The organism is Microbacterium sp. Kw_RZR3, from assembly GCF_029222405.1.
In the GTDB taxonomy this organism is placed as follows: Bacteria; Actinomycetota; Actinomycetes; order Actinomycetales; family Microbacteriaceae; genus Microbacterium.
Window position 1 is genome coordinate 1 of sequence record NZ_JARHXC010000326.1, and the last position, 11,306, is coordinate 11,306.

Sequence of the window (11,306 nt, forward strand, 5' to 3'; positions counted from 1 at the left end):
TGCGTGACAATAACGAACTCAGTTTAGGGTGAGGGCGGATCAGCTTCCGCGAGCTGAGTTGCTCCCCAGCTGAGCATGAGGCTTGTATAAGCCACCTCTCCAATGCGAACCGTTCCGACCAGTCGACGGTGCAGAGCCTCAAGAGACTTGAGCGTGTGTTGGACCACAACCTGCTTGCGCTCGCTATCGGGCACGTCCACGATGGACACCGTCGCCAACTGCCCCGCGTTCGATTTCCGGACTTTGTACCGGATACCAGTGATCAGATCAGGGTCACTTGTATCCGCGCCGAAGAACCACCTGGAGTGGACGACTCCGTTACGTTCTTCCTGGTCTGCACGAGCTCTCTCATAGAATCTTTTGACCTTCTTGCTCGAATCCGTTTCTTCCGAAGGTAGGTGAGCCAGTCGATCTTTGAGGTACTCAATCTGACCACTCACCGCGACGATGCGGCCGAGCAGAGAGAAAAACTCTTCGGGCGGCCTCGTGCCGAACGAATCGACGGGTGTTCCAAAACCATCAGTGTTCAGCGAGCTAGTGCGGCGAATTCGCCCAAACGCACTTTGATCGTCAGCGGGCATCTTCTGCCCGGAGGGCTTGGCTGCTGAGCCGAAGGATGATTGCTCCAACGATGTGGACTGTGAACCAGGCGTCGTCTCGGCTGGCACTGCTGGAGTTATGGGCATCGCCGGTGTTGCTTCGGTCCGCTGAGACCCATCTGCATGCCTTGTCGATTGTCTGCAGGAGCGGGGCGTCGTGGGCAGCGATGATGCCTCTGTGTTTCGCTGAGGTGGTCAGATCGCCTATCTGATTTCCCTCGGCTCCGCGCAGTATCAAAGCTTCTTGAAGGGCGGTCCCAGCGTCTGTGATGGCGTTTGCGCCCTCGCCCCGAGCGAGTTCTGAAAGTGCGTTCTGGTAGCTCGTTTCGACGCGTTCCCAGCCCGCGGTCGCGAGGAGACGGAGCGCCGGCTGAGTGACCTCAACGTGAAGTTCGCGCGAGGCGAACGGAACCATCTCTCCATCGACAAGCTCGAAGGCCACTCGGTCCTCGGCGAGCACTCTGTTGAGCTCACTCAACAGCTCCTCGCTCATGGGAATGAGCGTCTCTGTGTAAGAAGTACCACTATGGAAGGCCTGAATCCGTGCGTTTTGTTCGAAGGCGCGAGTGTAGCCCTGCACGAAGGCTTCCATGACGGATGGGACCATTTCATCCTCGCATTCGCTGAGGTACGAGAAGAAGTCGTCGCGAGCATCTGATCTGCTCGAGGATAGGTGTAGTTGGCCGAGATCCGCGAGAAGGCACTGAACTGCAGCTTCTAATGTGCGGTAGTCTCGGCCGCCGGTGCTACTGAGCATGACCAGCTGAAGCCGGTTACGGGTCTCGGGTGAGAAGGATTCAGTCCAAAACGTTTCACCTTGACGCTCGCGCTCTTGAAGCTCACGAAGCTCTCGTCTGCGTTTATATAACGGACACATCTCGTTCCAATCTTGCCGATTACGCCTCGGCGACTTGGTTCGTGTGGTGCGAACCGTAGCGGTGCACGAGGAGTCGTTTGACATTCACTGACAATTTGTGCTCAGCTGGCAATCATCCTCGTAAGTAAGGCGACCATGACGTCCTTCTCCTTCGGGTCGCTCATCGCCACGAGCAGTGTGGTGGCTGCCAGAGCGTTGTTGGACACGCGCGGAGTGCCATCAACGTTGCTGAGGGTGCCGTTTCTGGCGAGGAAGATGACGAAAAGAGCGGCAGCGGTGCGTTTGTTGCCGTCGGAGAGCGGATGGTCTTTCACGACCAGGTAGAGCAGGTTGGCCGCTTTCTCCTCGACCGTGGGGTACAGATCCTGACCGCCGAAGGTCTGATATAGCGCCGCGATGATTCCCGCGAGGCCGTCACCTCGTTCGCGACCGAACAACGCGTCGTCGGGAAACTCCTCGCGAAGCTGTTCGATGACGCTGCGTGCCTCATCGACGGTCAGCTCCCAGTCAGGAACAGCTGAGGGGCGGGTGTCGATGTGTCCTTCGTCGTAGTCACGGAGGAGAGTGAACCCGGGGAGGTAACTCTGGAGCACATCGGCGACACCGGACACGAGTTCGTCGCTTGAGCGCCCGAGGATCTGCACGATCGTCCCGAGATGCTCGAGGCGCTGCTCGTTGACGGCGTAGCCACGCACCAGGTAGTCGCGGAGTTGACGTGTTGCCCAGATGCGGAACTGCGTGGCCGTGGCGCTCTTGACCCGGTAGCCGACGGACAGGATGAGGTCGAGGTTGTAAAAGGGGATCTCACGCGCGACCTGGCGCGTGCCTTCCGTACGAACCTGTCGGAAATTCCGACAGGTTGCCCCCTCGTCGAGTTCGCGTTCATCGTAGACGTGCTGGATATGCTCCACGACGTTCGTCCGCGAGGTCTGGAACAGCTCCGCGATCTGCTGTTGGCTCAGCCACACCGTCTCGGCATCGAGCCGGACGTCAAGGGCCGGGGCGCCGTCTTCTCGCGTGTAGAGGATCACCTCGCCGGATGGCTGTTGGTCGGTCATGCCGCGGTCTTCCGATCCTGCATGTCCTCATCTTGCCCTGGGATCTCCCAGTGGTCCGGGATCATGGAGATGAGGTAGCTGCGGTTCCTCATGAAGTTCGGGTCGTCGTCGTTCTCCATCATGGCGATGCCGTCGTAGAGCGCCTGGCGGGTGATCCGGTTGAGTTCCGCCATCTGAGCGTCCGAGAGGTGCCTCACGTGCAAGTCCTCCATCGCGTTTCGAATTTGCATCGCCAGGAGCATGGCGTGCTGCTGCGGGGGAGTGAGGCGGGCGAAAGAGGAAGCATTCATCTGCCCCGAAGTATGCGAAACTATGTTCGATATGTCAATGGGGAGGAGCGTGGGAACCACTCGGGTCCACCCGCCTGAACGGGCTGTGCCTTGTCTTCCAGAAGCAAAGAGCGTCATCGATACCGCTCACGCTCTGCAATCCACTCCCAGCAACCTTTATCTCAAGGCGATTTGTTCCAGTAAGCGCGAGATGGTGGGGCTTGTTGAGAGGTACTCGAATAATTCGTCAGGGGTGGTGAAGCTGCGCCAACTGGCAAATCTGAAGCCGTGCCGGGTTGTGATGGACAGCCGCCCCGTACCTCGCCGAGCTCGACGACTGACCGACGCAGAGAAGATGGCGTTTGTTGAGGGCTACAAGCAGGGAGAGCTGGTCGCAGATCTGGCCCGTCAGCTTGGAGTGCATCGCACGACGCTCGACATGCTGGTTGCTCGTTTGAAGCTGAGCCGGGTAGATCCAAATGAGGTGCCGGCGAAGGTACGTGATGACCTGGTTGAGAAGTACCGGGCGGGGGAGTCCCTAGCTGCGATCGGCGATCGGCTCGGGTTCAGCGCCAACAAGGTGCAGCGGCTGCTCGTGTCGATGGGTGAACCGATCCGCCCACGTGGCCCAAGGAAGCCAACGATTACGAGCGAGCAGGTCAATCGGATGGTCTCGCGGTATGAGCAGGGCGAGGCGATCTCAGCTATCGCAGACTCCGCTGGAGTGAGCTATGCGCAGACGAGGTCGTGCTTGATGGAGGCAGGCGTTCAGATGCGGCCGCGCGGGGGAGCGCGGTGAGCTAGGCGGCCTTCTTCTTCTCGGCTTTGTCTCGCGCGATGGCAAGAAGTACACGGGATAGCTTGTCGAAGTCGACATCCGGTCTAACGAGTGCTTCGGTGCGGATGACAAATGACTTGTTTGTGCGCCTCCTGCCAGGAGTCTTTTTCGGTGGCGGTGGTGCCGACTCAAGCTGCGCAATGACCTTGCTGAACTGGGCATACGCCTTGCCGGCACGGTGGGGGAGGCTTGGCCACTTCGCCGTGACCGCCTGGCGATACGTGACAGCCTGATCTTCCGTGAGGTCCATGCTGGGTTGGTACAAGCCCGGTGTCCTGCCCGCCATCGTCCTCTTGCGGTGCGATAGTGATCCGGCCTGCGATGTAGTGCTCTTTTTGCTCGAACTCGTTCACCCACGCTTCAAGTTGCTCCCGAGAACAGCGGGGCGGCGAAGCGTCAATGTCGTGCATGCAGAAAGTCTCACATTCACGCACCGAGCAAATCGACCCCGCCGATGGTGTCCATTCCTGCGAGCGCACGCCGCCGCGCTGCCGTCGCGCGGCTAGGTCTTCGCAGCCTCGGCGATGCTAGATGGTGTCGAAGCGGATGTCGTCCTCGTCGTAATCGGTCGCTATACCCGGTAGCCAAACGTGGGGGTCGCCGTCCGCGGTTTGAGCGATGAGCGGGACAGTGGAAACGGAGATGACGATGGATGTCGTGGTCGTAACGAAGAAGCTGAGTCGGTGGCCGCCGTCGGCGGTGACGTTGAGGAAGCCGCCTGCGGCGCGGGCGGCTCGGAGGGTTTGCTCCCGCAGGTCATCGAGGCTCTCGAGCGGGCCGAGCGCGAAGCTCGTGCCGTCGACTGTGACGGTGACCCGCTCGATGCTGTTGCCCATGCGCGGACGGTATGTCGGCCTGCCATCAGCTTCGCCCGGGGTTGCGTTGAGGGAGTCCGCATGGCATACTTCGCGCGTCAGTGGCGGGGCACGTATAGGGGCACAAGGCGAGGGCGCGCACCAGGGGTGTCGGGCAGCGCCTCGCCGGGAAACCTTGCTCCCAGGTCCCGCCGCTCGCCGCTCGCCCCCACCTGACGGCGGTGCCCGGGAGCGTGCCCACAAGGGCGGTCAAGCGTGTGACTCGCACTCGCGAGCGTGGTCGCCACGGTGAGCGATCCAGAGGGCGCTCTTGACGTCGTCAGGAGCGTCGAGCGAAGCGGATCCCCCATCCAACCGCAGCCCACTGCCTCTCAGCGCTGAGGGTCGCAAATCCGATGACTCGGCGGGCACACCCCCGCAACGAAGTCGTCCTCCAGCTGCCTCCAGCTGACCCGCGCGACTTCTTCTTCTTGCTTCGAGAGAATCTCGGGGATGGACTCATGCATCCCGCGCGTTGACCACGGGCGGCCGGCTGGGTGTCTTTGCTGCGGTTCGGCTACGGCGTCGCCGGTGTTTGCTCGAATGTGATCAGGCCAGCCTCGCGGGCGATGGCGTCGGCTCGAGATGCTTCTGCCTCTGCTGCTGCCGCCAGCCTGGCGTGCGCGGTGAGGTGATCCTTTTGGATCTTCGCGGTGATGGCTGCGAGGTGGTCGGCGAGGAATGTTGCCAAGCCGGATTTGAGTTCTTCGAGATTGGTGTTCGCGATTTCGAGGCGCCGGTCCGACACGCGGAGCGTGACCGAAGGATAGCCAGCGTCAGAGAGGGCCTGTTGGGTCGTTGGGGAGTGCAGTGCGGTCACTTCTTCTGCCTGTGGGCGGCGGTTGAAGACGGCGTCGACCTGGTAGGTGTTGGGCGCGGTCAGTGTCCCGAGTCTGGGCGGCAGCGATCCAGGGAGAACGGACGTGAGGCCGAGGGGGTTCGGGTATACCGAGGGGGTGGGCGTTGTGTGCGGCTTTGATGCTGTGGAGGACGTGTCGGTGGTCATGGGTCTCGGGGACCCCTCTCTGGGGTTGCGTGTCCGCGGGGGCGCAGAGGCCGCCTAGGAGGCGCGTCGGCGGTTGCGGGTTCGGATGAGTCCGAAGATGAGGGTGCCGATGAAGAGCACGATGCCGATGATGGCGAGCCAGAGCAGGCCCTCGAACGTGAATCCCACGATCGTCAGCACCGCCCAAGCGACGAGGAGGATGACGAGTGTGAGCCACATGTTTGTGACTCTACGCCTAATATTCGAGTTGGGTGTCAATTCTTTTGCCCAAAAAAGAGGGCGGGCTGGAATTGAGATTTTGGGAAGAGTTGCTCCACGCAATTTCGGGGCGAGCGAGCACGCATCGACAGTTGCCCGATTTGCGAAATCTGCCGTCGCATAGTGTCGCGGTCATCGGCACGCAATATCTCGTGAACGACGTCGAGCGTCAGGACGTCGGTGATCGTCTCTACGTGTTGCGCTCCGGCAAGCTGCGCGAGGGCAGGGCAAGGTCGGTGGCCGTCTTCTCGAACGGTCGAAACCTGGGTCGTCTGTCCCCCGAGGCAGCTCAGCCGCTGGCGGCGGCGCTTGCGAAGCTGGGCGGTGCCGCCGTGGTGAACGGAACGGGTGTGCGCACAAGCGGGATCCGCCTGTGGGTCGACGTCCCTGACACGGACGCGCTGAACGCCTTCGCAGCATATTGGCAGCTTCGAGAATAGTTCGCGAAATTCCGGCGAATATCAAAAAGTAAGACCGCCGCTGAGAGTGATATATACGAAAGTGAACATACGACGCGCGTAACCTGTTGGTAAGTCCTCGGCGACCGCCATCGGCTTCAGGCCTCACCGGTCACGACGAAACCGAGGAATGGAAATGCGCTCACCGGTCATTGAATCCCGACTGGGTCCTATTCGCCAGACCTACGCAGGGACGACGGAGTTCCCCCCGATGGCGAAGGCCTACACCGAGCTGTCTCAGGTCGTTCGAGAGACCGGTCTCCTGCTGCGTGCACAGCGCTTCTACGCCGTCGTCGGCCTCGTGCTCGCGGTCGGGTTCGCCGGGGCCATCGCCGGGTTCGTCCTCTTCGGCGACAGTTGGTATCAGCTGCTCATCGCTGCCGCACTGGGCGTCCTGTTCACCCAGGTGGCATTCCTCGCCCACCAGGCCGCGCACAAGCAGATCCTCGCCTCCGGTCCCGGGAACGAACGCCTCGCGCTGTGGCTGGGAGCCGGCGTCGTCGGTCTGAGCATGTCGTGGTGGGGTGCGAAGCACACCCGCCACCACGCCAACCCGAACCGCGTCGGCAAGGACCCGGACATCGAGGTCGACACGGTCTCCTTCCTCGAGGCCGACGCGGCGAAAGCACGTGGCTTGCGGCGATGGATCACCCAGAGGCAGGGCTGGCTCTTCTTCCCCCTCCTCACGCTCGAGGGCGCCAACCTTCACTTCCTCGCGTTCAGACACCTTCTCTCCCGCGGCGAGGTGAAGGGACGCCGCCGCGAGCTCGCGATCCTCGCGCTTCGGTTCTCGGTCTTCGTCGCCCCGGTGTTCGTCTTCCTTCCTCTCGGGATGGCGTTCGCGTTCCTGGGCGTCCAGCTCGCCGTGTTCGGCGTGTACATGGGCGCATCGTTCGCCCCCAATCACAAGGGCATGGCCGTCATCGCCCCGAACGCGAAGCTCGACTTCTTCAGCAAGCAGGTCCGCACCTCACGCAACATCACCGGCGGGTGGTGGGCGACGTGGCTCATGGGCGGCCTCAACTACCAGATCGAGCATCACCTGTTCCCGAACATGCCCCGGCCGCATCTGAGCCGGGCCCGCGCGATCGTCAAGGAACACAGCGAGACACTGAACGTCCCCTACGTCGAGACCAGTCTCTGGCGTTCGTATGGCATCGTCATCGCATATCTCAACCGTGTCGGCCTCGCGGCCCGCGACCCCTTCGAGTGCCCCATGACCTCCGCGGCCGCCCGAGCCTGATGCGCGACGTCCAACGTCACGGATGCCACGTGCCAGTAGCCGCGTCGGTTGCAGTCGGCAGGTGTACCCGGACGATGGGCCGTCTCGGGATCGTCTATCGTCACGCTTGCCGCGCGCGTAGAGTCCAGCTATGAGCGGCGCATCGACGGACGACGAAGACGGCAACACCTCGGGTGAGTCGCGACGCAGCCGTGCCCGGCGGATACGGTGGACGACGGCGACCGGTGAGCATTGGCAGGGCTATGCCGCGACCAATGAGACACAAGCTCGGCGCGATGCGGAGATCGAACGCGACAGGCGTTCGACCGACGACGAGGTTGCGCGGGAACACTGGGATGACGATGGCGGACCGAATCTGCCTCCACATCCGCCAAGTACTCGATCTCATTCGCCTCATCCCATCAAGCATTTCCCACCTCTCTGAGCGAGGTGCGCTGGCCTGATGATCCCCCAACGTTCCGCTTGCCTGGACTGCAGTAACCATGCCGTCGGAATACACAGTCAACGGTGATCCGCGACGGCTTCCACTGAGATCGCAGCGATGGGTCGAGAGATGAGTCCAGCGACTGTCGTACGGGAGCCGGCCACACCCCGCAGAGTGAAGGCGGAGAGTGGGCCCGGAGGGGCTCGAACCCTCGACCCGCGGATTAAAAGTCCGATGCTCTGCCAACTGAGCTACAGGCCCTCGCTCCCAGCCTAGCGGGCGCGACGGGGGTGCCGTGCTCACCGGCGGGAGCGGGCGACGATCCAGAAGAGGTACGCGCCGCCCACCGCCGCTGTCAGCAGGCCCACGGGGATCTGCACGGGAGCAAGAGCCCGCTGGGCCACGACGTCGGCCACGATCAGCACGACGGCACCCGTGAGGGCCGAACCGACGAGGGGGATGCCGCTCGCGCCCATCGCGCGACGAGCCAGCTGCGGCGCGGCGAGGGCGACGAAGCCGATCGGGCCTGCGACCGCTGTCGCCGTCCCGGTCAGAAGGGCGGCGACGACCACGAGCGACAGACGCACGCGGCCGGTGCGGACGCCCAACGAGCGCGCGGTGTCGTCGTCGAACTCGAGGGCGCGATAGTCGCGATGGAGCGCGACCAGCACCGCGCTCAGCACGCCGAGCGCGGCGAGGAGCAGCACGACGTCATTCGCGGAGGTGGCGGCGAGACTGCCGTGGAGCCACTGCGTCGCGTTCCGCGCGACGTCGAGCGGAGCGCGCGTGAGGAGATAGTCGTTGACGGCGGCCAGGAGCGTTGTGAGGGCGATGCCCGCGAGGATCGTGCGCTCCCGGGAGATCCCGACGCTGCGAGCGATCCCCATCACCACGATGACCGTGAGCAGGCCTCCCGTCCACGCCCCGATGGCAGGAGACGGGGGAGGAGAGATGAGGGTCAGCCCGATGAGCGCCCCGGTCGCCGATCCGGCGGTGAACCCGACGATGTCGGGACTCGCGATCGGGTTTCGGGCCAGGGTCTGGAAGACCGCGCCGGCCATTCCCAACGCGGCCCCGATGAGAAGGGCGGCGGCGAGGCGTGGCATCCGCATGCCCATGACGACGACGGTGGTTCGGGCGTCGGCGTCTCCGGTGAGAGCGGATGCGACATCCCCGAGCGACGCGTCGAACGAACCCGTCGTGAGGCCGACGGCGGCTGCGCCCACAGCGACAGCGATCAGGATCGCCGCGACCGCGAGGGGGCGTCCGCGTCGCGACAGCCGGGTTCGAGAGGGCGCGCTCATCGGCTCCTCCGCAGGATCAGCCAGAGCAGCAGCGGCGCGCCGAGGAAGGCGGCGACGATGCCGGCCTCGACTTCGCCGGGGAGGGCGATGATGCGTCCGACGATGTCGCTCGCGAGCGTCAGGGTGGCACCCGTGACCGCCGCGAGCGGCAGGGACACCGGGACGGAGCCGCCGACGGCACCGCGGACGGCGTGGGCGACGAGGAGGCCGATGAACGCAAGCGGTCCCGCCGCCGACGTCGCGGTCGCGCAGAGGACGGTGATCGCCGCGCCCGCCCCGATCGTCACGACCGCGGGGGACACCCCGAGGGATCGGGCCAGATCACTCCCGAGCTGCAGGTGGTCGAGGCCGCGCGCCACGAAGGCGGCGAGCACGATCCCGACGACCGCGAACGGCCACAGCTGAGCCGCGACATCGGCATCCCTCCGTTCGAACGATCCGACGGCCCAGAACCGGAACGACTCGAACGTGGCGTCGTCGGCGAGGGTGATGATGCCGACGATGGCGCTGAGGCAGGCGCTCAACGCGACGCCGGCGAGGATCAGCCCGATCGTGTCGTTGCGGCGATCGGGTCGCGCGGCGGCGTTCACGAGCAGGGCGGCTCCGCCGGCGCCGGCGAAGGCGAACCACACGTAACCGCTCGCCGTGCCGACGCCGAAGGCGGCGATCGCGACGACCACGCCGAGCGCGGCGCCCGCGTTCACCCCGAGAAGCCCGGGGTCGGCGAGCGGGTTCCGGGTGAGCGCCTGCATGAGGACGCCGGCGACCCCCAGGCACGTTCCGGCGAGGAGCGCCGTGAGGGTGCGCGGCACTCGGAGCTCATGGACGATGACGCCGACGGCATCCTGTCTCTCGGAGAACAAGGCCGAAAGCACATCCGTGGGCGCGAAGGCGCGCGAACCGACGGCGAGGCTCGCGACGACGAGCACGGCGAGGAGCACGGACACGGCGAGCGTGAGCACGACCGCGCGAGAACGCGCCGCTCGACGACGCGCAATCAGCTGCCCCGCGATCCCCGGCGAGGTGACAGCGGCCGAATCGAGCACAGAGGTAAGGTTATCCTAACCGTGTGACCCTCTTTCGTTTCTCGTCTCCGCACGTCCGTCATCGTCCTAGACGAGCGATCCTTGCCCTCGGGGCGGCCCTCGTCCTCACACTCAGCGGCTGCGCTGGGGCCGGTGCGCCGACGTCGACCGTCGACGCCGAGGCTGCTGCCAGCGGCGACTGGGTGGTCTCGCGCGACCTCGAGCCCGGGATGGGTTCGAGTGAGGCCGACGGGGTCTTCCCCCGCGAGGTGACCCACTTCGGGGGTGTCACCCAGATCCCCGCGCAGCCCACACGGATCGCCGTCGTCTCGACCGGTCAACTGGACGCCCTCCTGGCGCTCGGAACCGTGCCGGTCGCGGCGACGCGCGCCGAGAACAGCGGCCTCGTCCCGCAGTACTTGCAGGATGCCTTCCCCGAAGAGGCCGCGCCGCTCGCCGCGATGGCCGACATCGGCAAGCGGACGGAGCCCGACCTCGAGGCCATCGCCCAGGCCGACCCCGACCTGATCCTCATCAACTCAACTCGCGGCACGGAGCTGTACGACGCGCTCTCCGCGATCGCCCCCACTGTCCTCACCAAAGGCAACGGCGTGAACTGGAAGAGCGACTTCCTGCTCATCGCCGACGCCCTCGGTCAAGAGGGAGAGGCGCGCGGCATCCTGGATTCACTGCAGACAGACAGTGCGGCGTTCGCCGAGACGCACGCGGCGGGGGAGCCGACGGTCTCGTTCCTGCAGTCCACCGGGGACCGCACGCGCATCATGGGGGTGCCCTCGTTCGCCGGGGGAATCGCCGAAGACCTCGGGCTCGGACGACCCGCCTCGCAGCAGTTCGATGACACGTCGCAGGACATCAGCGCCGAGCAGATCGACCTGGCCGACGCCGACCATGTGTTCTACGCGGGCATCGGTCAGGGGACCGCGTTCATCGAAGACGCGCCGCTGTGGAAGACGCTCGGCGCCGTCGCCGACGGCCGTGCCGTCGCGGTCGACTACGACCCGTGGTTCACCAACGCCGGGCCCGTCGCGGCACGCCTCGTTCAGGATGAGATCGTGCGCGCGGTGGACGGCAA

The 11,306-nt window shown here is 64.7% G+C and carries 15 protein-coding genes and 1 tRNA gene; 5 read left to right on the top strand and 11 right to left on the bottom strand.

Annotated elements, in window-relative coordinates; all coding sequences use genetic code 11:
- Nucleotides 1–23: 23 nt before the first annotated feature.
- The 4 genes from P2P98_RS17955 to P2P98_RS17970 form a co-directional block, all read right to left on the bottom strand.
- Nucleotides 24–581, bottom strand: coding sequence for a hypothetical protein (locus tag P2P98_RS17955; protein WP_275801634.1), 558 nt, complete (start codon nucleotides 579–581; stop codon nucleotides 24–26).
- Nucleotides 571–1,092 carry a hypothetical protein gene (locus P2P98_RS17960; RefSeq protein ID WP_275801635.1) on the bottom strand — a complete coding sequence of 174 codons (522 nt, stop codon included), beginning with the start codon at nucleotides 1,090–1,092 and terminating at the stop codon, nucleotides 571–573. The genes P2P98_RS17955 and P2P98_RS17960 overlap by 11 nt, the downstream gene beginning before the upstream one ends.
- 485 nt (nucleotides 1,093–1,577) lie before the next feature.
- Nucleotides 1,578–2,534, bottom strand: a complete 957-nt coding sequence (locus P2P98_RS17965) for a virulence protein RhuM/Fic/DOC family protein (protein WP_275801636.1) — start codon at nucleotides 2,532–2,534, stop codon at nucleotides 1,578–1,580.
- On the bottom strand, nucleotides 2,531–2,824 hold the full coding sequence (locus tag P2P98_RS17970) for a hypothetical protein (protein WP_275801637.1): 294 nt from the start codon (nucleotides 2,822–2,824) through the stop codon (nucleotides 2,531–2,533). Before P2P98_RS17970 ends, P2P98_RS17965 begins: the two co-directional genes overlap by 4 nt.
- Nucleotides 2,825–3,056: 232 nt before the next feature.
- On the opposite strand from P2P98_RS17970, the gene P2P98_RS17975 reads away from it, so the two are divergent.
- The gene (locus P2P98_RS17975; RefSeq protein WP_275801638.1) at nucleotides 3,057–3,602 is read left to right on the top strand and encodes a helix-turn-helix domain-containing protein; all 546 of its coding nucleotides are present in this window, start codon (nucleotides 3,057–3,059) and stop codon (nucleotides 3,600–3,602) included.
- Nucleotide 3,603: 1 nt separating this feature from the next.
- Here the strand turns inward: P2P98_RS17975 and P2P98_RS17980 are convergent, their stop codons facing one another.
- The 4 genes from P2P98_RS17980 to P2P98_RS17995 all read right to left on the bottom strand — a co-directional run bounded on the left by P2P98_RS17980 (nucleotide 3,604) and on the right by P2P98_RS17995 (nucleotide 5,720).
- Nucleotides 3,604–3,891, bottom strand: coding sequence for a hypothetical protein (locus P2P98_RS17980; protein WP_275801639.1), 288 nt, complete (start codon nucleotides 3,889–3,891; stop codon nucleotides 3,604–3,606).
- A gap of 277 nt (nucleotides 3,892–4,168) precedes the next feature.
- Entirely contained in the window at nucleotides 4,169–4,477 is a 309-nt protein-coding gene (locus P2P98_RS17985) for a hypothetical protein (RefSeq protein WP_275801640.1), read from the bottom strand.
- A 535-nt stretch (nucleotides 4,478–5,012) separates the two neighbouring features.
- Nucleotides 5,013–5,501, bottom strand: a complete 489-nt coding sequence (locus P2P98_RS17990) for a hypothetical protein (RefSeq protein WP_275801641.1) — start codon at nucleotides 5,499–5,501, stop codon at nucleotides 5,013–5,015.
- A 54-nt stretch (nucleotides 5,502–5,555) separates the two neighbouring features.
- Entirely contained in the window at nucleotides 5,556–5,720 is a 165-nt protein-coding gene (locus P2P98_RS17995; RefSeq protein WP_275801642.1) for a hypothetical protein, read from the bottom strand.
- A gap of 32 nt (nucleotides 5,721–5,752) precedes the next feature.
- On the opposite strand from P2P98_RS17995, the gene P2P98_RS18000 reads away from it, so the two are divergent.
- The 3 genes from P2P98_RS18000 to P2P98_RS18010 all read left to right on the top strand — a co-directional run bounded on the left by P2P98_RS18000 (nucleotide 5,753) and on the right by P2P98_RS18010 (nucleotide 7,884).
- Nucleotides 5,753–6,199: a hypothetical protein gene (locus P2P98_RS18000; RefSeq protein ID WP_275801643.1), complete on the top strand. Its 447-nt coding sequence runs from the start codon at nucleotides 5,753–5,755 to the stop codon at nucleotides 6,197–6,199.
- A gap of 154 nt (nucleotides 6,200–6,353) precedes the next feature.
- A complete protein-coding gene (locus P2P98_RS18005) occupies nucleotides 6,354–7,460 on the top strand; it encodes an acyl-CoA desaturase (RefSeq protein WP_275801644.1) in 1,107 nt (368 codons plus the stop codon).
- A 130-nt stretch (nucleotides 7,461–7,590) separates the two neighbouring features.
- The gene (locus P2P98_RS18010; RefSeq protein ID WP_275801645.1) at nucleotides 7,591–7,884 is read left to right on the top strand and encodes a hypothetical protein; all 294 of its coding nucleotides are present in this window, start codon (nucleotides 7,591–7,593) and stop codon (nucleotides 7,882–7,884) included.
- 188 nt (nucleotides 7,885–8,072) lie between these two features.
- Here P2P98_RS18010 and P2P98_RS18015 read toward each other — a convergent pair.
- The 3 genes from P2P98_RS18015 to P2P98_RS18025 form a co-directional block, all read right to left on the bottom strand.
- Nucleotides 8,073–8,145 (bottom strand) — tRNA-Lys (locus tag P2P98_RS18015).
- Nucleotides 8,146–8,183: 38 nt separating this feature from the next.
- Nucleotides 8,184–9,188: an iron chelate uptake ABC transporter family permease subunit gene (locus P2P98_RS18020; protein ID WP_275801646.1), complete on the bottom strand. Its 1,005-nt coding sequence runs from the start codon at nucleotides 9,186–9,188 to the stop codon at nucleotides 8,184–8,186.
- A complete protein-coding gene (locus P2P98_RS18025; protein WP_275801647.1) occupies nucleotides 9,185–10,234 on the bottom strand; it encodes an iron ABC transporter permease in 1,050 nt (349 codons plus the stop codon). The genes P2P98_RS18020 and P2P98_RS18025 overlap by 4 nt, the downstream gene beginning before the upstream one ends.
- Before the next feature lie 23 nt (nucleotides 10,235–10,257).
- Between P2P98_RS18025 and P2P98_RS18030 the strand changes: the two genes are divergently transcribed.
- On the top strand, nucleotides 10,258–11,306 hold a 1,049-nt coding region (locus tag P2P98_RS18030), incomplete at its 3' end, for an iron-siderophore ABC transporter substrate-binding protein (RefSeq protein WP_275801648.1).

Excerpts from the sequence above, each read along its gene's own strand:
- P2P98_RS17955 (WP_275801634.1), bottom strand. The coding sequence starts at position 581 with ATGCCCGCTGACGATCAAAGTGCGTTTGGGCGAATTCGCCGCACTAGC.
- P2P98_RS17960 (WP_275801635.1), bottom strand. The coding sequence starts at position 1,092 with ATGAGCGAGGAGCTGTTGAGTGAGCTCAACAGAGTGCTCGCCGAGGAC.
- P2P98_RS17965 (WP_275801636.1), bottom strand. The coding sequence starts at position 2,534 with ATGACCGACCAACAGCCATCCGGCGAGGTGATCCTCTACACGCGAGAA.
- P2P98_RS17970 (WP_275801637.1), bottom strand. The coding sequence starts at position 2,824 with ATGAATGCTTCCTCTTTCGCCCGCCTCACTCCCCCGCAGCAGCACGCC.
- P2P98_RS17980 (WP_275801639.1), bottom strand. The coding sequence starts at position 3,891 with ATGGACCTCACGGAAGATCAGGCTGTCACGTATCGCCAGGCGGTCACG.
- P2P98_RS17985 (WP_275801640.1), bottom strand. The coding sequence starts at position 4,477 with ATGGGCAACAGCATCGAGCGGGTCACCGTCACAGTCGACGGCACGAGC.
- P2P98_RS17990 (WP_275801641.1), bottom strand. The coding sequence starts at position 5,501 with ATGACCACCGACACGTCCTCCACAGCATCAAAGCCGCACACAACGCCC.
- P2P98_RS17995 (WP_275801642.1), bottom strand. The coding sequence starts at position 5,720 with ATGTGGCTCACACTCGTCATCCTCCTCGTCGCTTGGGCGGTGCTGACG.
- P2P98_RS18005 (WP_275801644.1), top strand. The coding sequence starts at position 6,354 with ATGCGCTCACCGGTCATTGAATCCCGACTGGGTCCTATTCGCCAGACC.
- P2P98_RS18010 (WP_275801645.1), top strand. The coding sequence starts at position 7,591 with ATGAGCGGCGCATCGACGGACGACGAAGACGGCAACACCTCGGGTGAG.
- P2P98_RS18020 (WP_275801646.1), bottom strand. The coding sequence starts at position 9,188 with ATGAGCGCGCCCTCTCGAACCCGGCTGTCGCGACGCGGACGCCCCCTC.